The following is a 22,280-nucleotide window of genomic DNA, read 5'->3' as shown; positions in this document are numbered from 1 at the left end:
GTTTCGATGGATCCCGTGGGCGGGATCGCACGGGTTTCAGTCGAGATCCATCGTAGGTGACACGCGCCGGTGACCGGTCTCAGTCCGCGCCGAGTTCGCGGGCGTGGCACCCGTCGGGCATACCCAAAAGCAAAATCGCACCCCGGAAGGCTCCGGGGTGCGATTTTGTCGGGCGGCCGGCTCAGGCCAGGCGTATCAACCCGTAGTCGTAGGCGTGCCGGCGGTACACCACTGACGGCTTGTCACTCTCCTTGTCGTGGAACAGGAAGAAGTCGTGGCCGACGAGTTCCATCTCGTAGAGCGCGTCGTCGACTGTCATGGGTTTGGCCGGGTGCTCCTTGGTCCGCACGATGCGGCCGGGTTCGTGGGTGGCGACGCCGTCGGTGAACTCCGGGGTCTCGTCCCGCACCGGCGGTGCGAGGCCGGGCAGCGGGTCCTGCGCGGTGGCCTCCGCGAGCGATACCGGGGTCTTGTCGCCGTAGTGGATCTTGCGCCGGTCCTTGCTGCGGCGCAGCCTGCTTTCGAGTTTGCCTGCCGCCGATTCGAGGGCGGCATAGAAGCTGTCGGCGCAAGCCTCGCCCCGCACGACCGGTCCTCGGCCACGGGCGGTGATCTCGACGTGCTGACAGTTCTTCCGTTGCCTGCGGTTGCGTTCGTGGTCAAGTTCGACGTCGAAAAGGTAGATGGTCTTGTCGAAGCGCTCCAGGCGCGACAACTTTTCGGAGACGTAGATGCGGAAGTGATCGGGGACCTCGACATTGCGTCCCTTGACCACCACCTCGGCGCGAGGCTCGGCGGTGCTCTCCTGGTCGTCCTCGACAACCATGGTGCGGCTTGAATCCAGCGAATGGGTTGACATACTTGGCAACTCGTTTCTCTCACACGTCGCACGCTCAGCGTGCCGGGCTTTAACGAATCGCGGCGATGGGCCCAGAATTGTCACTCCGCCCATCGGCGCAAGGTGTCGAGTACTCACCTCCTACCGGTGTGCGGTGAAGTGGCGCTGCGGTCTGAGCGCCGCCGTGAGGTGTTCACGGGTGGTTGCTGCCGACGGTAGTCCGTGTTCACCGGATCGTGCCAGTAATTTCGGCGACGTGTTTTCAGTTCTTCACTTGCGTTTGATGCGCGGGTAATCGTCGCGGCCGTCAAGCATGCGCGATCGCGAGGACGGCCGACACGTAGATCCCGGCGGTTCGCAACGTGCGGACCGATTCGGCCGCGGTGGCTCCCGTCGTGACGATGTCGTCGACGAGCAACACCTCGCCCGTCAGGTGCTTGACGATCCGGACCCGCCCGGCGATGTTGCGCTGACGGTCGACCCCCGAGAGCCCGACCGAGTCGCGCACCCACGGCCGCAACCGCAGCGCAGGCACCACGCCGACGCCGGGCAGTCCGGTCGCGGCACTCGCCGCGATCCTGGTCACCGGGTCGCCACCGCGGCGCCGCGCGGCCGTCCGGCGGGTGGGCGCCGGGACGACGGTCAGCGGCGCCCCGACGACTCCCCAGGTGACGAGCCGGTCCAGCCCGGTGCGCAACACGCTCGCGAGCGGCGACACGAGATCAGCTCGGCCCTTCTCCTTGACCGCGACGATCGCGCTGCGCCGCGCACCGGCATGACGACCGAGTGCGAACACCGGCACCCCCGGATCAAGGCGCGGGGTGATCAGGTGCGGTTCGTCGTCACGCACGGTCAGCTCTTTGGCACAGGTGGCACACCACCGCGTCGACGGCGCGCCACAACCACCGCATTCGAGCGGAAGGATGAGGTCGAGCATGCCCGCAGTGTCGTCGTCAGGGGTGACAACCTCTCCCCCTTTTTCGCGGGTCAGCCAGGCAGCACCGGAAGTGACCCGGCCACCATGAGCGGACGCACCTCGACCCAGCCCGGATTGTCCTCGGCGGCCGACGCCGACAGCTGGAGCACGCCGCGCTGATCGGCCACGTACACCGTCGACGGGTTGGCGGCCACGGTGGTCACCGGCATCAGCAGATTGCGGCTCGGCCCATCGGAGTTCACGCCGTCGAGGTTGACGTAGGACACCGGGTGTTGCGGATCGGTGCGGCTGACGACGATGTCGTCGCCGGTGCGCCACGACAGTGACACCGCGGTGTCGCCGAGGCCGAAGCCGAGGCGGCGTGGATAGGTCAACAGGAACCGGCCGTCCTGGGTCTGCTCGATGCCGGCCAGGATCACCTGACCGCCGATCACCATCGCGGCGCGGGTGCCGTCGCGCGACAGCTGCAGTTCGGTGATCGGGCCCGGATAGCGCGTCGACACCGCGGCCGCGTCCACCGGGATGCGGGCCGGCGCGCCGGAGGCGTCACGGATCGCGCGGACGACGTTGATCCCGTCGACGACGACCCATACTGCCTGGTCGAGCGACCAGCTCGGTCGCGACAGCGTGCGCCCCTCCATGGCCTGGACCGCGCTACCGCCCAACGGCCCGATCCACAGCGTGGCGGTGGCGTCCGGCGCGCCGGGCGGTAGCACCACCACCGAGGCCGCGTCCTGCCCGTTGCGTGACACCGCGGCCGAAACCTGGTGCGGCGCCTGCCCGAACGAACCGGGCACCCGCGGTGCCCGCTGCCCGTCGAGCGATACCAGCGAGCCGTTGACGAGTGCGTGCAGTCCGGCCGCCGCGCCCGGCGCCGCACCCGGATCGGTGGCCGCCACATCGGAGGTCTCCCAGCCTTCGGCGAACCGGTCGTCGAGCGGGGCGCCGTCGGCGTTGATCACGTACGGCCCGGCGATGCCGGCCCGCGACAGCGTCCAAATGATCTGCGCGGCAAGCAATTGCCGGCTGTGCGGATCGGTGGTCGACAGGTTTTCGAGGTCGATGCGGGCCCCGCCGTAACCGCGGCCCACGCCGGTCTTGCCGCCGTCGGCCCGGGTGACCGGCCCGCGCATCTTCAACGGCGCGTCGAGCAGATTGCGGACGGATTTGGCCATCTCCGGTCGCGGGCCTGCGACCAGTTTCGAGATCAGCTCGGTGGCCAACTGGTCGGGATCGGACACCGCCACGTACCGCGGATCGGGGACGACGGTGGTGCCGGTCGGGTCGACGAAGTAGAGCGTGTTGCGTTTGTAGGTGGCCTGAAACTGTTGCCAGTCAAGGAAAACACCGTTGGGCAGCCGATCGATGCGCCAGCCGCCCGACGTCTTGACGAGTTCGATGGGACCGGGGTCGGGCAGCGCGCCCTCCCCCGTCTCGAACACGCCCATGTCCGAAAGCGAGCCGAGGATGTCGGCGCGCATGCTCACCGAAACCCGGTCCGAACTCCGGGTTTCGACGAACACCACGCGGTCGATCAACAACGCGCTGCCCGCGTCGTCCCACGTGCTCGAGGCCGATTCGGTGAGAAACTGGCGCGCTGCCAGATGCCGGTTGGCGGGATCGGCGGTGGCTTTCAGGAATTCGCGCAGCAGCACGTCGGGGTCCATCTCCGGCGAGGGCTTCGGCAGGCTCGGCGGCGCGGGCCGGTCGACCGTGCCGATCGCCTGCGGCGAGGACGAGCTGGGAATCCCCGCGCAACCGGACGTCAGTACAACCAGGCCGACGATCAACACCGTCAGCAGGCGCTTCACACGCTCTCCTCCGCTGGCTCCCGGTCCCTGGTGGCACGTCGCCGGGTACCCCGCTGCGGCGCAACCGGTTTGAGTGGCAGGGGGCTGGTGGTGACCTTGTGGCCGCGGACCAGCGGCAGGGTGAGCCGGAAGCAGGCGCCCTTGCCCGGTTCGCCCCAGGCCTCGAGCCGGCCCTGGTGCAGGCGGGCGTCCTCGATGCTGATGGCCAGGCCGAGGCCGGTGCCACCGGAACGCCGTACCCGCGACGGGTCGGAGCGCCAGAACCGGCTGAACACCAGCTTCTCCTCGCCGGGGCGCAATCCGACTCCGAAGTCGCGGACGGTGACGGCGACGGTGTCCTCGTCGGCAGCCATCCGGATCCGCACCGGTTTGCGCTCGGCATGGTCGATCGCGTTGGCGATGAGATTGCGCAGAATCCGTTCCACCCGGCGCGGATCGACTTCGGCGATCACCTCGTGGGCGGGCATGTCGACGTCGAGTTCGACCTCGGCGTCGGCGGCCAGATGACCGACGTTGTCCAGTGCGCTCTGGACGGTCGAACGCAGATCCACCGACTCGACCGACAGCTCGGCGACACCGGCGTCGTGGCGCGAGATCTCCAGCAGGTCGGCCAGCAGGGTCTCGAACCGGTCGAGTTCGTTGACCATCAACTCGGTCGAGCGGCGCAGCGCGGGATCGAGATCCTCGCTGTGGTCGTGGATGAGGTCGGCGGCCATGCGCACCGTGGTGAGCGGCGTGCGGAGTTCGTGGCTGACGTCAGAGGTGAAGCGGCGCTGCAGGTTTCCGAACTCTTCGAGCTGCTGGATCTGGCGCGACAGGCTTTCGGCCATGTCGTTGAACGACACCGCCAGGCGCGCCATGTCGTCTTCACCGCGGACCGGCATGCGTTCGGTCAGGTGACCCTCGGCGAACCGCTCGGCGATCCGCGACGCCGAGCGGACCGGCTGCACGATCTGGCGTGCCACCACGAGCGCGATCGCCGCGAGCAGACCCAGCAGCACCACACCACCGGTGAGCATCGTGCCGCGCACCAGCGAGATGGTGCTCTCCTCGTTGTTGAGCGGGAAGATCAGGTAGAGCTCAAGATTGGGCACCGACGACGACGTCGGGCTGCCGACGATCAATGCCGGACCGGAGAACCCGTCGGTGTGCACCGTGGCGTACTGGTAGCTGACCTGCCCTGCCTTGACGAAGTCGCGCAGCGCGTTGGGCACCTGCTGGATGGGTCCAGCGGCGGTCGCCGCGCGCGGACCGTCCCCGGGCACCACGAGCACGGCGTCGAACGCACCGGCCAGATCCGCGCGTGCGTCGGCCTTGCGGTCGATGAGCGTGTTGCGCGCGAGCTGCAGGCTGCTGTCGAGGGACCGGGATTCTTCGCCGCCGACGATGCCGCTGACGGTGTTGCGGGCGCGCTCGACCTCCTCGGTGGCGGCCCGTACCTTGACCTCGAGGATCCGGTCGGTGATCTGGCTGGTCAGCACGAAACCGAGGACCATGATGACCGCAAGGGAAAGCCCGAGCGTCAGCGTCACCACGCGTAGTTGCAGCGAGCGACGCCACACGAGACTGAGGGCTCTGCCCAGTGTCCCCAATCCGCGCAAAAGTGGGCCGGAGCCTCCCCAGCGGCGCCGTCTGGGGCCGAAGATCACGGCCACCGCCGAGCGGTGAATGTCACGGCCACCGCGAGCGGTGAGATCACGGGGGTCCGGCCTTGTATCCCACTCCTCGAACGGTCAGTACCACCTGCGGGTTCTCCGGGTCTTTCTCAACCTTCGCCCGCAACCGCTGGACATGCACGTTCACCAAACGGGTGTCGGCGGGGTGGCGATATCCCCACACCTGTTCGAGCAGCACATCACGAGTAAACACCTGCCGGGGTTTGCGTGCCAGCGCCACCAACAGGTCGAACTCGAGCGGTGTCAGCGAAATCTGCTCGCCCTGCCGGGTCACCTTGTGGGCGGGCACGTCGATCTCGACGTCGCTGATCGACAGCAGCTCGGCGGGCTCGTCCTCGTTGCGGCGCAGCCGGGCGCGCACCCGCGCGACGAGCTCCTTCGGCTTGAACGGCTTCATCACGTAGTCGTCGGCACCGGACTCGAGGCCGAGCACCACGTCGACGGTGTCGGTCTTGGCGGTGAGCATGACGATCGGCACACCCGAATCGGCGCGGAGCACGCGGCACACATCGATGCCGTTCATGCCGGGCAGCATCAGGTCCAGCAACACCAGATCGGGCCGCAGCTCGCGGACCGCGGTGAGCGCCTGGCTGCCGTCGCCGATGACCGCCGTGTCGAACCCCTCACCGCGCAGCACGATGGTGAGCATCTCGGCCAGCGATGGGTCGTCATCGACGACAAGGATCCTTTGCCTCATGGTGTCCATGGTGTCACCAGTTCGCGATAAAACTGGGCTACCACACGCGGGGTGTCTCGCCTTTATCCGCTGCTTAACTGACCTGCCAGCGCCGCCGGATCGACATCGGGGCCCGCGACGGCCCATCGCCCGCACCAATCGGCGGCCGCAAGGGCGGCATAGACCTCCCCGGTTCGCCGCTGCAGACCCCCGTCGCGCTCGTAGGCGTCCTTGGCGCGGTCGGCTTCGGTGTTGGCGCGGTGTTCGGCCCGCTTCGCGGCGAGCTCGGTCGGCACGTCGAGCAGCACCTGCCAGTCGGGTGCGGGCAGCTTCAGCCGGTCGAATTCGAGTTCGCGGACCCACGCGACGACCTCACCGTCGGCGCCCTGATGCAGCCGCGCGGCGCTGTAGGCGGCGTTGGACGCGACGTAGCGGTCCAGGATGACGACGTCATAGGCGGCCTGCAGGTGTTCGATCTCCTCGCGCGCACCGGCACGGTCGAGCGCGAACAGGACCGCCATCGCGTGCACCGACTCGGCAAGGTCCCCATGGGCGCCGTGCAGCGCCTCGGCGGCCAGGTCGGCGGGCACCGAATGGTGGTAGCGCGGGAACGCCAGGCTGCCGACCGACTTGTGCGCGGACTCGAACGCGGCCCGCAGTCCGTTGGTCAATGTGCGTTTGCCTGCGCCGTCGACACCCTCGATCGCGATGAGCACACGGGCAGCGTAATTGGTGCGCACGGGCGGGTGCCGAGCGTGAAGAAGATCGCGAGATTCTCGCCAGATCTCGCGATCTTCTTCACGTTCGACTCGAACGCTCGCCCGGCGGCACGTAGCCGGGCGTGAAGCCTCTCTCGTCGACGATCAGATTGAGCGCACCGAGCTCACATTCCTCGATGTCGTCGAACGCGATGTCGGGCAACAGATCGGTGTGGAAGATCGGCCTGCCTTCGGCGTCGTAACCGCCGTAGCCCTTGTCGGCGTAGACGTCGACGTACTTCACGATGCCCATCGCGTCGGCGGCCCGCCGGGCATATCCCTCGCCACCGCCCGACCAGACCATGATCCTGGTGTTCTTCATGCCGGCCAGCGTGATCAGCAGCGTGCGGATGCGCTCGTTGGCGACATAGGCATCGGTGATGGTGTTGTCGCGCAGCGTTCCGTCGACGTCGAACGCGATGGTGACGGTCTTCAACCTCGGCAACCCCCTCGTGTTGACGGCATCGCTATTGTCCGGTCAGCCATCCGAGCACCGTGAGACCCACGACGCCCATCAACAGCAACGGACCCAGGACATCGGTGAGCGGAGTCGAGCCCACCACCGTCACAGCCAACCCGGCGAGCACCGCGAACCCCACGAACAGAAGCCGGAGGGCGAGCAGGAACCGTTCTCGCAGCACCGCACGCAGCGCGGGCCACGGCACCCGGCGAAACACCCACACGATCACGGCCACGAATCCGGCTGTCAGCGCCGCGGCGAACAGCCTGGGGACAACGGTGGCGCGGCCTTCCTCGTGCATGGCCGCCACGACGATCAACGCGACCGCCATGAACACCACCGACGCCGTCGTCCAGCGCAGCACCCCGGTGAGTGCGACACCGACATTGCGGCGGGCCAACTCCCCCAGTCCAGGGTCGAGCCGGCCTGCGCCGAGAAATCCGTGCAGCGCCATACCCGTCTTCCCGCGCCGTAATCGGCTGACCGCCAAGTTGTTCACCGCGGACGCATGGTCGGGTTCCAAGCGGATTGCCTCGTGATAGTCGGCTTCGGCCGCCGCGAACCCCCAGAACGACCGGTAGATGTCGCCGCGCAGCACCCAGGAGTCGGCCGATGCCGGGTTCAAACGCAGCGCCTCGTTGACCGCCACGAGTGCCTGCTGGGCGTGGCCCGCGGAGTACAGCATGCTCGCGTAGACATAGTGGGCGAGATAGACGTCGGGGTGTTCGGTGACGGTCTTCCACGCCATCCACAGCGCCTCGGGAAGCCTGCCCTGCCCTTGCAGCGCCAACGCATACAGGCGCTTGGTGTACTCACTGTCGGGTGCGGCCGCCAATGCGGAATGGGCGGCCAAAGCCGCGGCGTAGTAGTCCTTCTGCCCGATCTTGGCGCGCGCCAGGCCGGCGAGCAGGTCGGCATTGTTGGGGTCTGCGGCCAGCGCCGACCGCAGCACCTCCTCGGCGCGTGCGTAGTTGCCGGAGTCCAGGTAGGCCTGCGCGACGAACCCGGCACCATCGGTTGTGGAGGTCACCGGATCTTTCTGTGCCGCAGGTATTTTGCGAGATCGTCGTAGGAGCCGTCCCGGTTGCCGAAATCCACGACGTTGCGTGCGGTGTCGAACCAGGCGCCGGCCGACGGGCGAATCTGGCTGAGCGCGGCGTCGACGTCACGCATCTGGACCGGCCGTACCTGCCCGGTCCGCATCGAGTCCGCCATGGCCAATTGCGTTGCACTGTCGCACATATGGGCCAGATCGGCACCCGAGAAACCGTCGGTGCGTTTGACGACCGTCGCCAGGTTGATGCCCTCGACGGGGCGGTCCTGCAAGTGCAATCGGACGATCGCCGCGCGCGCGTCGGCGTCCGGCAGCGGGACGAAGATCATCCGGTCGAATCGTCCCGGCCTCCGCAGCGCCGGGTCGACGTCCCACGGCGCGTTCGTGGCGCCGAGGACATAGACGCCGTCATTGGTCGACGTCGCGGAGTCCATCTCTTCGAGCAGCGCGTTCACGACCGACCGCAGACCCGAACTTCCACCGAGGGCCGACCGGCGGTGCCCGAGCGCGTCGACCTCGTCGAAGAACAGCACGCAGGGCGCCTTGCGGCGGGCGGTGTCGAACACCGAGCGGATGGCGCGCTCGCTCTCGCCGAGCCAGCGGCTGAGCACGTCGGCGATGCCGACCTGATAGAAGCTGGCACCCAACTCACCCGAAACCGCCTTGGCGATGAAAGTCTTGCCGCACCCGGGCGGGCCGTAGAGCAGCAGACCGCCGCGCGCCGAAACCTTGTAGGCCTTCATCAACTCGGGGTTGCGGATCGGCCCCAGCAGTGACAGGTCCAGCTGGGTCTTCACATCCGTCATGCCGGCGATGTCCGACAGCCGGACGGCGCTGGATCGGACCGCATCGAAGTCGTAGTCGTTGACCGCCTCGGCCGGTTCCTCGACGAACGCGGGCTTGACGATGTCGGCGACTTGTTCCTCGGCTGCCGACCAGTCGAACGTCCGGGCGGCATCCGCAGGCGCTGCTGGAGCGGCCGGTGCGGGTGCCCCCGCCAGGCCCGCAGTGCACTGTTGCAGCAGTGCGACCGCGCGGGCGTTGGCCGCGTCTTGTGCCAGCACCGCGCTGCAATGCGTGAGCGCTTCGGCATAGCGCCTGCGCTCCACCAGCAGGGTGGCCAAGTGCAGGCGTAGCTCGGCGAGTTCGGGGCTGCGCTCGACGGCGGCAGCCAGCTCTTCGATGACCGCGTCCTCAGCCATTCGCACCCCCGTCGATCGCTCAGCAGAATCCTATCCGCCCCCGCGCGCCTGTCCCGACGCCTGATCCGGGGACTCACACCACCAGGCTGGGGTGGCCGAGCACGCGCGACGCGCTCCTACCATCGCCATATGAGGCGCGAGCAGCTCAGTGATTTCCTGCGTACCCGCCGGGCCCGGCTCAAGCCGGCCGACGTCGGCCTGGTCGACGGCGGACGGCGCCGCACCCCGGGACTGCGGCGCGAGGAGGTCGCACTGCTGGCCGGGGTGGGGACGTCGTGGTACACGTGGCTCGAACAGGGCCGCGAGATCACCGTTTCGTCGAGCGTGCTCGACGCCATCAGCACGGCGCTGCGACTCACCGAGCCCGAGCGGGCGCACCTGTACTCGCTGGCAGGGACGAACCCGCCGCCTGCTGCCGGGTTGCGCGACAGCCCGGTGACACCGGAGCTACGGCACCTGATCGATGCGTGGTCGCCGCGGCCCGCGATGCTGCAGGACCGGTACTGGAACCTGCTCGCGGTCAACGACGCGACGCGGCAGGCGTTCGGCTACCGCGACACCGACCGCAACTGTCTCGTCACGTTTTTCACCAACAGCCGCTATCGCGACATGTACGTTCACTGGGCGTCGGCCGCGCCGGGTGTCGTTGCCGCGTTCCGCGCCGACGCCGCGCTCTACCCGGACGACGCCGCGTTCGGCGAGATCGTGAACGATCTGAGCGTCATCAGCCCGGAGTTCGAAAAGCTGTGGCAGCAGCACGACGTCGGTCCGCATCTGCAGGCGGTCAAGGCGGTGCGTCACCCCGACGCCGGCGAGCTGGTGTTCGACAAGACCACCCTGGCCGTCACCGACCATCCGGGCTGGCACCTTGTTCTCTACAACCCACGCCCGGGAACCGGCACCGCTGACCGGCTCGACCATCTGATGACTCAGTCGCGCAACGGCCTTGTCAGCTCGGCGAGCTCGTCGAGATAACGCAGCGCCTCCCCCTCGGGCGCGCCCGCGTCGCGGAAGAACACGCAGTGATCGACGCCGCCGTCGGCCAGGATCGCCAGCTCGCGCTCACCCAGTGGCGTGATGGCGCCCTGCCGGTCGGGTCCGAGGTATCCGCGTTGGTCGGCGCCGATCAGTGTGACAGGTATTGGATCGCGTCCGGCGTCGGCCGCGCGCCGCTGCAACTCTTTGACCCGCGCCGCCAGTTCTTCGGGCGGCCCGACCAGATTCGGCGCCCAACCGTCACCGTATTCGAGCACCCGATCGTGCACTGTCGGCCCGTTACCACCCACGAGGACCGGCACGTGCCGCGGCTTCGGCCAGGAGTAGATCGGGCCGAAATCCACGAATTCACCATGGAACTCGGCTTGCTCGGTGGTCCAGATCTGCTTCATCGCCAGCACTCGCTCACGCATGAGCGCCAGGCGGGTGCGCGGCTCGGTACCGTGGTTTCGCATTTCCTCGCGCAGCCACCCCGCGCCGACACCGAGCTGGAACCGCCCATTCGACAGATGGTCCAGGCTGGCCGCTTCTTTGGCGAGAGTGATCGGATCACGCTGAACCACAAGGGCGATTCCGGTACCGAGCAGCAGCCTTTCGGTGACGGCGGCCGCGGCCGTGAGCGCGACGAACGGGTCGAGTGAGCGGTAGTAGTCGTGGGGCGGCAGGTCGCCGTCGGGCGGCTGCGGACCGTCGACCGGGATGTGCGTGTGCTCGGCCACGAACAGTGAGTCGAACCCGCGATCCTCAAGCGCGACCGCCAGATCCGCGGGCGACAACCCCTCGTCGGTTACGAATGTGCTGACACCGAACTTCATGCCTCCACGGTGCCGACCGGTCCGCCGATCCACCAGTGCGCAGTCATCGTAGGTTTGACACCACCACGTTCACCGATCCTGGCGGTCACCGCACCACGATGGTGTGTTCACCGCGCGACACGAGCTCGCCGATGACCGGTGCGCCCGGGATCTCCCCCGCGATCAACAGCCCGCCGGAGGTCTGCGCGTCCGCCAGCAGCAGCGCCTCGTCCTCGCTCACGGCGGACAGGTCCACATGCGGCGCCACCCACTCGAGGTTACGGCGGGTACCGCCGCTTACGTAGCCGTCGCGCAACGCTTCTCGCGCATCGTCGAGATAGGGCACTGCCGTCGAGTCGATGACCGCGCTCACGCCGCTCGCGCGGGCAAGCTTGTGTAGATGCCCCAGCAACCCGAAACCCGTGATGTCGGTGGCACATTCGACGCCGGCCGCCAGTGCCGCCGCGGAGGCGTCGGCGTTCAGCGTCGTCATCGCCTCGATCGCCTGCGGGAAGACCTCGCCGGTGCTCTTGTGCCTGCTGTTGAGCACGCCGACACCGAGCGGTTTGGTGAGCGACAACGGGACACCAGCCTTGCCGAAGTCATTGCGCAGCAACCGGTTCGGGTCGGCGATGCCGGTGACAGCCAGGCCGTACTTGGGTTCGGGATCATCGACGCTGTGTCCGCCGGCAAGGTGACAGCCCGCGGCACCGCAGACGTCGAGCCCACCGCGCAACGTTTCGGCGGCCAGTTCGAACGGCAACACCTCACGCGGCCAGCCGAGCAGATTCACCGCGACCACAGGCCGCCCGCCCATGGCGTAGACGTCCGACAGAGCGTTGGCGGCGGCGATCCGGCCCCACTCGTATGGGTCGTCCACGACAGGGGTGAAGAAATCCGTCGTCGCGATCAGCGCAGTCCCGCCCGCGATGCGCACGGCCGCCGCGTCGTCACCGGCATCGAGCCCGACCAGCAGCTCACCCAGCGGATCTTTTGGCTCCGCGTGGGTGAGCCCGCGAACGACCTCCTCCAATTCGCCGGGCGGGATCTTGCATGCGCAGCCGCCACCGTGGGCGTATTGGGTCAGTCGGTAGGCCATGAACCCCATGTTGCCTGTCATGATGGGGCGATGGGTCAGGGAGGCGTATCCGGTCTGGTGACCGGCACGGTCTTCAAAATCGCTGAGCGGCAGTTTCTGCCGCTGGCGGGTTCGATTCCCGTCCGCCTCCGCCATATTGCTCCTCGCGTCCGCCTCCGCCAAATTGCTCACCCCCCACCAACCACATGACCGACCCCCGCCGCCGGGTGCCCCGCACCGACACACTGTTGGCCGATCCGCGCCTCGCCGAAGCCGAGCGGACACTGGGGCGCGCATTGGTGAAATCGGTGATCGCCGAAGCACAGCAGAAGGCGCGCAGCGGGGAGATCGCTCCCGACCGAGTAGCCGATGCCGCTGTCGCGGCACTGCCGTCGAGCGCCTCGAGCCTGCGTCCGGTCATCAACGCCACGGGTGTCGTCGTGCACACCAACCTCGGTCGGGCACCGTTGTCGACCGCGGCGATCGACGCTGTGGTGACGGCGAGCGGCGCCACCGACGTCGAGTTCGACCTCCAGACCGGCCGTCGTGCCCGCCGGGGCCGCGGTGCGATGGCCGCCCTGGCGCGGGCCGTCCCCACCGCGGGCGGCGTCCACGTCGTGAACAACAACGCGGCCGCGCTGCTCCTGACCGCGATGACACTGGCCCCCGGCAAGGAGATGATCGTCAGCCGCGGCGAGCTCATCGAGATCGGTGACGGTTTCCGCCTTCCGGCGTTGATGGAATCAACCGGTTCGCGTATCCGCGACGTCGGGACCACCAACCGCACGCATCTGCGCGACTATGCCGACGCGATCGGGCCCGACACCGGCTTCGTCCTGAAGGTGCATCCGTCGAACTATGCGATGACCGGCTTCACGTCATCGGTTCCGGTCGCCGAACTCGCAACGCTCGACGCGCCGTTGGTGGTCGACATCGGCTCGGGGTTGCTGACCCCGCACCCGCTCCTGCCCGACGAACCGGACGCGACGACGGTGCTCGGCGACGGAGCTGACCTGGTGACCGCCTCGGGCGACAAACTGCTCGGTGGCCCGCAGGCGGGTCTGCTGTTCGGCGGGGCCGAACTGATCGAGCGGTTACGTCGTCATCCGGCGGCGCGAGCCCTGCGGGTGGACAAGATGACGCTGGCCGCGCTGGAGGCCACGCTGACCGGTCCACCACCGCCGGTCGCCGAGGCGCTGCGCGTCGACGTGGAATCACTGCGGGTGCGGGCCGCGCGGCTCGCGGCCCGGCTACCGGATGCGGACGCGGTCGACTGCATCGCCGCCGTGGGCGGCGGTGGCGCACCCGGCGTCGCGCTGCCGAGCGCCGCCGTGAGCCTGCCCGAGTGGTACGCGGCGCCGCTGCGCGTGGGCACCCCGGCGGTGGTCGGGCGACTCGAGAACGGCCGCTGCCTGCTCGACCTGCGAACAGTGCCTGAAGCCGACGACGACACATTGGCGCACGCGGTGCTGGCATGTACGTAGTCGCAACGGCCGGCCACGTCGATCACGGCAAATCCACCCTTGTGCACCGGCTCACCGGCATGTGGCCCGACCGGCTCGCCGAGGAGCAGCGCCGCGGTCTCACGGTCGATCTCGGCTTCGCCTGGACGACGATCGACGGCCGCGACATCGCGTTCGTCGACGTGCCGGGCCACGAGCGGTTCGTCGCCAACATGCTGGCCGGGGTCGGTCCGGTCCCGGCGGTCATGTTCGTCGTCGCCGCGACCGAGGGCTGGATGCCACAGTCCCAGGAGCATTTCGCCGCGGTGCGGGCACTCGGCGTCGAGCACACGCTCGTCGTGATCAGCAAGGCCGACCTCGCCGATCCGGCCCCTGCCGTGGCGCACGCGCGCGAGCGGTTCCCCGATTCGCGTGTGGTGATCGGCACCGACCTGGATCAGGTGCGCACCGAACTGATGTCGCTCGTCGACGGGCTGCCTGTGCCCGACCCCGACGCCGATGTGCGGCTGTGGGTCGATCGCTCGTTCACCGTGCGGGGTGTCGGGACGGTGGTGACCGGAACACTCGCTGCGGGAACGATCCGCGTCGGCGACGAACTCGAACATGACGGCAGGCAGGTCACCGCGCGAGGCGTGCAGTCGCTGGGCCGGGCCGAGACGACGGTCGGCGCGGTCGCACGAGTTGCGGTGAACCTGCGCGGCGTCGACCGCGACCTCATCGGCCGCGGGCATACCGTGCGAACGCCGGGCGCATGGCTCGACACCTCAGCGATCGACGTCGGGTTGCGGTCGGCGGACAAGCTGCACCAACGGTTGATGCTGCACATCGGGTCGGCCGCGGTACCGGTGCATGTGCGCCCGCTCGGCGATGCGGCCGCGCGACTGCGGCTGGCCCGTCCGCTGCCGTTACGAATCGGCGACGTCGGGCTGCTGCGGGATCCCGGCGAGCACCGGATCGCGGCGGGCGTGCGGGTGCTCGACGTGCGACCCGCACCGTTACGCCGACGCGGTGACGCCAGGGCCCGTGCTGCCGAACTCGCCGGCGGGCGGGCCGCCCTGCCCGTGTGTGCGACGGCAAAAGAGCTGCACGCCATGGGGTTTCCGGTCGAAGGTGAGCGAATCGGCGACTGGGTGGTCGACGAGCGATGGTGGGCACAGCGCCGCGGGCACCTGCTCGAGGTGGTGACGCAATGGTTCGCCGAACACGATGTCGCAGCGGGTATGCCGCTGGAAACCGTACGCTCGCAGGTGGGATTGCCCGCGCTGGAACTGGTGCCCGCGCTGCTCGCCGGCACGGGCCTGCAGGTGCGGGACGGGCTCGTACAGCGGCCGGGCGCGCAGCTGCCACCACGGGTGGACGAGGCCGTGCGGGCCGTGCAGAAGTGGCTGGCGGCAGAGCCTTTCCGGGCGCCGGACGCCGACGAGCTCGCGGAATTGAAGCTCGGTACCCGGGAACTGGCGGCGGCGGTGCGGGCCGGCCGGTTGACGAGGATCGCCGACGGCATCGTGCTCGGCCCGGACGCATACGACCGCGCCGTCGAAGTTCTCAAGACCCTCCCGCAGCCGTTCACCGTCGCCGAAGCCAAACGCGCGCTGAACACCACGCGGCGGGTCGCGGTCCCACTACTCGAACAGCTCGATGCCCGCGGCTGCACCCGACGCGGCGACGACGGCACCCGCCACACGCTCTGACAGCGCGCACCAACTTGCAGGCAACAACCAGCCGACGATGGTTTGATTGCCGACAAGTGGGTAGGAGGACGCCATGGACTTCCGGAAGCTGATCGAGTCGTGGCCGGTGTACCGGCAGCTCACCGGCCCCGACAAGTTGGGCCGCGGCAAGGCCGCCCAGTCGGACCGCTCGCTGACACTGACGCCACGGACGGCCGACGCCGACGAGATAGCGCATTCCGTCTGCCCGTTCTGCGCCGTCGGATGCGCGCAGAAGGTCTACGTCAAAGACGGCAAGGTCACCCAGATCGAGGGCAACCCGGACAGCCCGATCTCGCGGGGACGCTTGTGCCCCAAGGGATCTGCGAGCAAGCAACTCGTCACCGGTCCACAGCGGCTGACGAAGGTGCGCTACCGCGCGCCGTATGCCACGCAGTGGCGCGAGCTCGACCTCGACACCGCGATGCACATGGTCGCCGACCGCGTTCTCGACGCCCGCGACAAGGGCTGGCAGCAGTTCGACGCCGACCGCAACACGCTGCGCCGCACCATGGGCATCGCGAGCCTCGGCGGAGCCACGCTGGACAACGAAGAGAATTACCTGATCAAAAAGCTGTTCACGGCTTTGGGGGCGTTGCAGATCGAGAACCAGGCGCGTATTTGACACAGCGCAACGGTTCCCGGTCTGGGGGCCTCCTTCGGTCGCGGCGGGGCGACGGACTATCAGCAGGACCTCGTCAACTCCGACTTCATCGTCATCATGGGCAGCAACATGGCCGAAGCCCATCCGGTCGGATTCCAGTGGGTGATGGAAGCCAAGGCGCGCGGCACCCAGGTGGTCCACATCGATCCGCGGTTCACCCGCACGAGCGCGCTGGCCGACCGGCACGTACCGCTGCGCGCCGGCAGTGACATCGCGTTCCTGGGCGGGGTGATCAACTACATCCTGTCCAATGACCTGGACTTCCGCGAATACGTCACCGCGTACACCAACGCGTCGTTCATCGTCGACGAGCGCTTCCGCGATGCCGAGGATCTCGACGGGCTGTTCTCGGGTTACGACGACGCCACGGCGTCCTACGACCCGTCGACCTGGCAGTACGAGCGCACCGACGCCAACGAGGGCGGCGCGAGGGCCAAAGAGCACGGCGCGCCCGAGCGGTCCGGTTCGGGAGGTCCGCCGATCGAGGGCGGTGCCGGCGACATCCCCAACGACCCGACCCTGCGCCACCCGCGGTGCGTGTACCAGATCCTCAAACGGCACTACGCCCGCTACACCCCGGAGATGGTCGAGCGGATCTGCGGCGTGCCCGCCGAGCAGTTCCTCGAAGTCGCGCGCAAGTGGACGGAGAACTCGAACCGCGAACGCACGACCGCGCTCGTGTACAGCGTTGGCTGGACGCAGCACACGATGGGCGCACAGTTCATCCGCGCCGGGGCGATCATCCAGCTGCTGCTGGGCAACATCGGCCGCCCCGGCGGCGGGGTGTTCGCCTTGCGCGGGCACGCCAGCATCCAGGGCTCGACCGACGTTCCGACGTTGTTCAACCTGCTGCCGGGCTACCTCTCGATGGCACACGCCGGTCAGGAGACGCTCGCCGACTACCTCGACGACATCAAGAGCCGCAACCAGAAAGGGTTCTGGCACAACGCCGATGCCTACATGGTGTCGTTGCTCAAGGAGTACTGGGGTGAACACGCCACCGCCGACAACGACTTCTGCTTCGACTACCTACCGCGCATCAACGGCGACCACGGCACGTACCGCACCGTGATGGACATGATCGACGGCAAGGTGTTCGGCTATTTCCTGCTGGGCCAGAACCCCGCCGTCGGGTCCGCCCACGGACGGCTGCAGCGACTCGGCATGGCGAACCTCGATTGGCTGGTGGTGCGCGACCTCGTCGAGATCGAGAGCGCGACGTTCTGGAAGGACGGTCCGGAAACCGAGACCGGTGAGATCAGCGCGGAGACGTGCCGCACCGAGGTGTTCCTCTTCCCGGCCGCGTCGCATGTGGAGAAAGCCGGCACGTTCACCCAGACCCAGCGCATGCTGCAGTGGCGCGAGAAGGCCGTCGAGGCGCCAGGCGATGCCCGCTCGGAGCTGTGGTTCTTCTACCACCTCGGCCGCATCCTGCGCGAAAAGCTGGCCGGTTCCACCGATGAGCGGGACCGCCCGCTGCTCGACCTGTGGTGGGACTATGCGCTGGACGGTGATGAACCTTCTGGTGAGGATGTGCTCCGCCGGATCAACGGCGTTGATCTGACCACCGGGCGAGCCGTCGACAACTATCTGTCGCTCAAGGCCGACGGCAGCACGGCCTGCGGGTGCTGGATCTATAGCGGTGTCTACGCCGACGACGTCAATCAGGCCGCCCGTCGCAAACCGCACACCGAACAGGGGCCATACGACGCCGAGTGGGGCTGGACGTGGCCGATGAACCGTCGTGTGCTGTACAACCGCGCTTCGGCCGATCTGGCCGGAAAGCCGTGGAGCGAGCGCAAGAAGCTCGTCTGGTGGGATCCGGACAGACACGAGTGGACGGGCTACGACGTCCCCGACTTCGAGAAGGCCAAACCACCCGACTACCGGCCGCCCGCCGGTGCCGTCGGCGTCGAGGCGCTGCGCGGCGACGACCCGTTCGTGATGCAGGCCGACGGCAAGGCATGGCTTTTCGCCCCGAGCGGGCTCGCCGACGGCCCGCTGCCGACGCACTACGAACCGCACGAATCCCCCGTACGCAACGCGCTGTATCGGCAGCAGGGCAACCCGGCGCGCAAAGTGTATGGGCGCGAAGACAATCCGTCGAACCCGTCGTGGCCCGACGCACATGGCGACGTGTTCCCGTTCGTGTTCACCGCGGCCCGGCTGACCGAACATCACACGGCGGGCGGGATGAGTCGGCAGTTGCCGTACCTGTCCGAACTGCAACCGGGCCTGTTCGTCGAGGTGTCGCCTGAGCTCGCGGAGCTTCGCGGTCTGACGCATATGGACTGGGCGCACGTCGTCACGAGCCGAACAGCGGTCGATGCCCGGGTGTTCGTGACGAGCCGGATGCGACCGCTGCGGATCGAGAACCGGGTGGTGCACCAGATCTGGATGCCCTACCACTGGGGCAACGTCGGCCTCATCGACGGCGACGTCGTCAACGACCTGCTCGGTGTCGTCGCCGACCCGAACGTGTTCATCCAGGAGAGCAAGGTCGCGACCTGCGACATCCAGCCGGGACGCCGGCCCCGTGGGCCACAGCTGCTCGAGTACGTCGCGGCCTACCGCGACCGCGCACACATCACCCCGCAGACGGGTACCCACCTGGACACCACGAAGCCCTCGCCCGGCCACACCGAGGAGAAACCATGAGAGACAACAGCTTCTACGGTCCGCTGGCAGACCCGGCGGCCGACGCCGGCTACGACGAGCATCCGCAGCGCGTGGGATTCTTCACCGACACGTCGGTGTGCATCGGCTGCAAAGCCTGCGAGGTCGCGTGCAAGGAGTGGAACGGCGTGCCCGAGGACGGGTTCGACCTCCTCGGCATGTCGTTCGACAACACCGGCAACCTGGGTGCCAACTCGTGGCGGCACGTGGCGTTCATCGAGCAGCCCGCGGACGGTCGACATGGCTTGGGCGACAACCGAAGCGAGCCCGTCGAGCTCGGCATGCCGGGTTTCGAACGGCCGGGCGATGCGATGGGCGCCGATACACGCCAGGACTTCCGCTGGTTGATGGCGTCGGACGTGTGCAAACACTGCACGCACGCCGGGTGCCTGGATGTCTGCCCCACCGGAGCGCTGTTCCGTACCGAGTTCTCCACTGTTGTTGTGCAACAAGACATCTGCAACGGGTGCGGCTATTGCGTGTCGGGATGCCCCTATGGAGTCATCGAACGCCGGGAAGGTGACGGCCGGGCATGGAAGTGCACACTGTGCTACGACCGGCTGCACGACGGGCTGGAGCCCGCATGCGCCAAGGCCTGCCCGACGGACTCCATCCAGTTCGGCGTGCTCGACGAGTTGCGCGAGCGGGCCGCTCACCGGTTGTCCGAATTGCACGAGCGTGGCGTGACCGAGGCACGGCTCTACGGGCAGGATCCGAACGACGGGGTCGGCGGTGACGGTGCGTTCTTCCTGCTGCTCGATGAACCAGAGGTGTACGGGTTGCCGCCCGACCCGGTGGTGCCGACGCGCGACGCCGGCGCGATGTGGCGGTATGCGGGCATGGCGGCCTCGGCGCTGGTGGGTGTCGCGGTATCGGCGTTTCTGGGGCGCTCGTGAAGGAGAAGCTCAGCGACACCGACGCATCGGACATGCATGCAGAGACGCGGCACCGCCGCCGCGGCAACGACGACATGGCCGTGGCGCCGGCCGATTTCCGGTCGTACTACGGGCGCCAGATTCTCAAGACGCCGGTATGGAACTGGATGATCGCGGCCTATTTGTTCAGTGGCGGCCTGTCGGCGGGTTCTGCGCTGCTGGCCGCCGGTGCCGACCTGACCGGTCGGCCGCGGCTGCGCAAGGTGTCCCGACTCGGCGCCCTGGCGAGTCTGTTGGCCAGCATGTATTTCCTCATCGGCGACCTCGGCAGGCCCGAGCGGTTCCACCACATGCTGCGCGTGGCCAAGCCGAGTTCGCCGATGAGTATGGGAACCTGGCTTCTCGGCGGCTACGGGCCGGGCGCCGGCCTGGCGGCGGTCGCGGAACTGATGCCTGCGCGGTTGCGCCGGACCTGGCTGGGCCGGTTGGTGAATCGGGCGGCGCGTCCGGCGGGTCTGGAAGCCGCCGCGGTCGCGCCCGGCGTGGCGTCGTACACCGCAGTGTTGTTGTCGCAGACGGCGGTTCCGGCGTGGCGGGAAGCACACCCGTATCTGCCGTTCGTCTTCACCGGCTCTGCCGCGGCAAGTGGGGCCGGTCTGGGAATGCTGCTCGCGCCCGTATCGGAGAGCGGCCCGGCCCGGAGGATGGCGGTGACCGGCGCGGCGCTGGAGGTCGTGGCGTCGCGGACGATGGAGCATCGGCTGGGTCTCGTCGCCGAGGCGTACACGACCGGCAAAGCTCACCGGTTGCGGCAGTGGTCGGAGATCCTGACCGTCGGCGGCGCAGTCGGTGCGGTGGTGTCGGGCCGCAGGCGATGGGCGGTCGCAGCGTCGGGCGCGGCGCTGTTGGCGGGCAGCGCGCTGCAGCGGTTCGGCGTGTTCGAAGCCGGTGTCGAGTCCACTCGGGACCCCAAATATGTCGTTGTGCCACAACGCAAGCGGCTTGACGAGGGCAGGCCCGCCCGGGGCGACGACCGGAGCCGGTGAACCGGTCGGCCCAAACGCGAAAGTCCCCGAAACACTGGGGAATTCCAGGTTTCGGGGACTTCGCGTGCTAACTCAGTAGCGGTAGTGCTCGGGCTTGTAGGGCCCTTCGACGTCGACGTTGATGTACTCGGCCTGCTCCTTGGTGAGCTTGGTCAGCTGCCCGCCGAGAGCCTCGACGTGGATGCGGGCGACCTTCTCGTCGAGGTGCTTGGCCAGCCGGTAGACCGCGTTGTCGTACTCGTCGTTCTTGGTCCACAGCTCGATCTGGGCGATGACCTGGTTCGAGAAGCTGTTGCTCATCACGAACGAGGGGTGCCCGGTGGCGTTACCCAGGTTGAGCAGACGACCTTCGGACAGCACGATGATCGACTTGCCGCTGTCGAACGTCCACTGGTCGACCTGCGGCTTGATGTTGATCCGCGTGGCGCCCGAACGCTCAAGCGCCGCCATGTCGATCTCGTTGTCGAAGTGGCCGATGTTGCCCAGGATGGCCTGGTCCTTCATGGCCTTCATGTGCTCGATCGTGATGATGTCCTTGTTGCCGGTCGCCGTGATGACGATGTCGGCTTCGCCGATCGCGTCCTCGACGGTGCGGACGTCGAACCCGTCCATCAGGGCCTGCAGTGCGTTGATCGGATCGATCTCGGTGACAGACACGCGGGCGCCCTGCCCGGCCAGCGACTCCGCGCAGCCCTTGCCGACGTCACCGTAGCCGCAGATGAGCACCTTCTTGCCGCCGATCAGCACGTCGGTGCCGCGGTTGATGCCGTCGATCAGCGAGTGGCGGGTGCCGTACTTGTTGTCGAACTTGGACTTGGTGACCGAGTCGTTGACGTTGATGGCCGGGAACGGCAGTTCGCCCGCGGCCTCGAACTGGTAGAGCCGCAGCACGCCGGTGGTGGTCTCCTCGGTGACACCCTTGACCGACTCGGCGATCTTGGTCCACTTGTTCTTGTCGGTCTCGAAGCGCTCGCGCAGCACCGAGAGGAAGACCTTCCACTCGGCCGGATCGTCGTCCTCGGCGGGCGGGACCACACCGGCCTTCTCGTACTGCGCACCGCGCAGCACCATCATGGTCGCGTCGCCACCGTCATCGAGGATCATGTTGGCGGGCTCGCCTTCCCAGGTGAGCATCTGCTCGGCGGCCCACCAGTACTCCTCGAGGGTCTCGCCCTTCCACGCGAACACCGGCACACCCTTGGGCTCGTCGACGGTGCCGTGCGGGCCGACGACGACGGCGGCGGCAGCGTGGTCCTGGGTGGAGAAGATGTTGCACGACGCCCAGCGGACCTCAGCGCCGAGCGCCACCAAGGTCTCGATGAGAACCGCGGTCTGCACGGTCATGTGCAGCGAGCCGGACACGCGAGCACCCTTGAGCGGGGCCACCTCCGCATATTCGCGGCGCAGCGCCATCAGGCCAGGCATCTCGTGTTCGGCCAGCCGGATCTCCTTGCGGCCGAAGTCGGCCAACGACAGGTCTGCGACCTTGTAATCGATGCCATTGCGTACGTCTGCCGTGAGCTTCTGCTCAGTCGTCGTCATGTGATTCCTTACTCTGCGCGCATCG

The 22,280-nt window shown here is 68.1% G+C and carries 18 protein-coding genes and 1 tRNA gene; 7 read left to right on the top strand and 12 right to left on the bottom strand.

The window, feature by feature from the left end:
- Positions 1–181 precede the first annotated feature (181 nt).
- The 9 genes from hpf to AWC31_RS27090 form a co-directional block, all read right to left on the bottom strand.
- Positions 182–859, bottom strand: a complete 678-nt coding sequence (hpf, locus tag AWC31_RS27130) for a ribosome hibernation-promoting factor, HPF/YfiA family (RefSeq protein ID WP_067854607.1) — start codon at positions 857–859, stop codon at positions 182–184.
- Between the two features lie 286 nt (positions 860–1,145).
- Positions 1,146–1,775 carry a ComF family protein gene (locus AWC31_RS27125; RefSeq protein ID WP_085147162.1) on the bottom strand — a complete coding sequence of 210 codons (630 nt, stop codon included), beginning with the start codon at positions 1,773–1,775 and terminating at the stop codon, positions 1,146–1,148.
- 50 nt (positions 1,776–1,825) lie between these two features.
- Positions 1,826–3,586 (bottom strand): MtrAB system accessory lipoprotein LpqB, encoded by a 1,761-nt coding sequence (gene lpqB, locus AWC31_RS27120; RefSeq protein WP_085147160.1) that lies wholly within the window; start codon positions 3,584–3,586, stop codon positions 1,826–1,828.
- Complete coding sequence (gene mtrB, locus AWC31_RS27115; protein ID WP_067854744.1) at positions 3,583–5,235, bottom strand: MtrAB system histidine kinase MtrB; 1,653 nt, start codon at positions 5,233–5,235, stop codon at positions 3,583–3,585. The genes lpqB and mtrB overlap by 4 nt, the downstream gene beginning before the upstream one ends.
- Positions 5,236–5,281: 46 nt before the next feature.
- Positions 5,282–5,968, bottom strand: coding sequence for a two-component system response regulator MtrA (gene mtrA / locus AWC31_RS27110; protein WP_018601429.1), 687 nt, complete (start codon positions 5,966–5,968; stop codon positions 5,282–5,284).
- A 53-nt stretch (positions 5,969–6,021) separates the two neighbouring features.
- Positions 6,022–6,654 (bottom strand): dTMP kinase, encoded by a 633-nt coding sequence (locus tag AWC31_RS27105; RefSeq protein ID WP_067854747.1) that lies wholly within the window; start codon positions 6,652–6,654, stop codon positions 6,022–6,024.
- A gap of 82 nt (positions 6,655–6,736) precedes the next feature.
- The gene (locus AWC31_RS27100; protein ID WP_085147159.1) at positions 6,737–7,132 is read right to left on the bottom strand and encodes a hypothetical protein; all 396 of its coding nucleotides are present in this window, start codon (positions 7,130–7,132) and stop codon (positions 6,737–6,739) included.
- 31 nt (positions 7,133–7,163) lie between these two features.
- On the bottom strand, positions 7,164–8,186 hold the full coding sequence (locus tag AWC31_RS27095; RefSeq protein WP_085147158.1) for a tetratricopeptide repeat protein: 1,023 nt from the start codon (positions 8,184–8,186) through the stop codon (positions 7,164–7,166).
- A complete protein-coding gene (locus AWC31_RS27090; protein ID WP_085147156.1) occupies positions 8,183–9,412 on the bottom strand; it encodes an AAA family ATPase in 1,230 nt (409 codons plus the stop codon). The genes AWC31_RS27095 and AWC31_RS27090 overlap by 4 nt, the downstream gene beginning before the upstream one ends.
- Positions 9,413–9,541: 129 nt before the next feature.
- Here AWC31_RS27090 and AWC31_RS27085 point away from each other — a divergent pair, with 129 nt between their 5' ends.
- Complete coding sequence (locus AWC31_RS27085) at positions 9,542–10,387, top strand: helix-turn-helix transcriptional regulator (protein WP_067854625.1); 846 nt, start codon at positions 9,542–9,544, stop codon at positions 10,385–10,387.
- Here the strand turns inward: AWC31_RS27085 and AWC31_RS27080 are convergent.
- Both AWC31_RS27080 and selD read right to left on the bottom strand, forming a co-directional pair.
- A complete protein-coding gene (locus AWC31_RS27080; RefSeq protein WP_085147154.1) occupies positions 10,342–11,223 on the bottom strand; it encodes an LLM class F420-dependent oxidoreductase in 882 nt (293 codons plus the stop codon). The genes AWC31_RS27085 and AWC31_RS27080 overlap by 46 nt on opposite strands.
- Before the next feature lie 85 nt (positions 11,224–11,308).
- The gene (selD, locus tag AWC31_RS27075) at positions 11,309–12,301 is read right to left on the bottom strand and encodes a selenide, water dikinase SelD (protein ID WP_085147374.1); all 993 of its coding nucleotides are present in this window, start codon (positions 12,299–12,301) and stop codon (positions 11,309–11,311) included.
- Positions 12,302–12,340: 39 nt separating this feature from the next.
- On the opposite strand from selD, the gene AWC31_RS27070 reads away from it, so the two are divergent.
- The 6 genes from AWC31_RS27070 (at position 12,341) to nrfD (ending at position 20,713) form a co-directional block, all read left to right on the top strand.
- A tRNA-Sec gene (locus tag AWC31_RS27070) sits at positions 12,341–12,435 on the top strand.
- A 51-nt stretch (positions 12,436–12,486) separates the two neighbouring features.
- On the top strand, positions 12,487–13,764 hold the full coding sequence (gene selA / locus AWC31_RS27065) for an L-seryl-tRNA(Sec) selenium transferase (protein WP_085147152.1): 1,278 nt from the start codon (positions 12,487–12,489) through the stop codon (positions 13,762–13,764).
- Positions 13,755–15,434 carry a SelB domain-containing protein gene (locus AWC31_RS27060; protein ID WP_085147150.1) on the top strand — a complete coding sequence of 560 codons (1,680 nt, stop codon included), beginning with the start codon at positions 13,755–13,757 and terminating at the stop codon, positions 15,432–15,434. Before selA ends, AWC31_RS27060 begins: the two co-directional genes overlap by 10 nt.
- A gap of 73 nt (positions 15,435–15,507) precedes the next feature.
- Positions 15,508–18,774, top strand: a complete 3,267-nt coding sequence (gene fdh / locus AWC31_RS27050; RefSeq protein WP_110775268.1) for a formate dehydrogenase — start codon at positions 15,508–15,510, stop codon at positions 18,772–18,774.
- On the top strand, positions 18,771–19,688 hold the full coding sequence (locus tag AWC31_RS27045) for a 4Fe-4S dicluster domain-containing protein (protein WP_085147142.1): 918 nt from the start codon (positions 18,771–18,773) through the stop codon (positions 19,686–19,688). The genes fdh and AWC31_RS27045 overlap by 4 nt, the downstream gene beginning before the upstream one ends.
- A 32-nt stretch (positions 19,689–19,720) precedes the next feature.
- Complete coding sequence (nrfD, locus tag AWC31_RS27040; RefSeq protein WP_085147372.1) at positions 19,721–20,713, top strand: NrfD/PsrC family molybdoenzyme membrane anchor subunit; 993 nt, start codon at positions 19,721–19,723, stop codon at positions 20,711–20,713.
- A 72-nt stretch (positions 20,714–20,785) separates the two neighbouring features.
- Here the strand turns inward: nrfD and ahcY are convergent, their stop codons facing one another.
- Positions 20,786–22,255, bottom strand: a complete 1,470-nt coding sequence (gene ahcY, locus AWC31_RS27035) for an adenosylhomocysteinase (protein ID WP_067854643.1) — start codon at positions 22,253–22,255, stop codon at positions 20,786–20,788.
- Positions 22,256–22,280 lie beyond the last annotated feature (25 nt).

The organism is Mycolicibacterium wolinskyi (assembly GCF_002101965.1).
In the GTDB taxonomy this organism is placed as follows: domain Bacteria; phylum Actinomycetota; class Actinomycetes; order Mycobacteriales; family Mycobacteriaceae; genus Mycobacterium; species Mycobacterium wolinskyi.
Note: the sequence above shows the minus strand (reverse complement) of the source record. Positions and strands in the feature narration are given on the sequence as shown.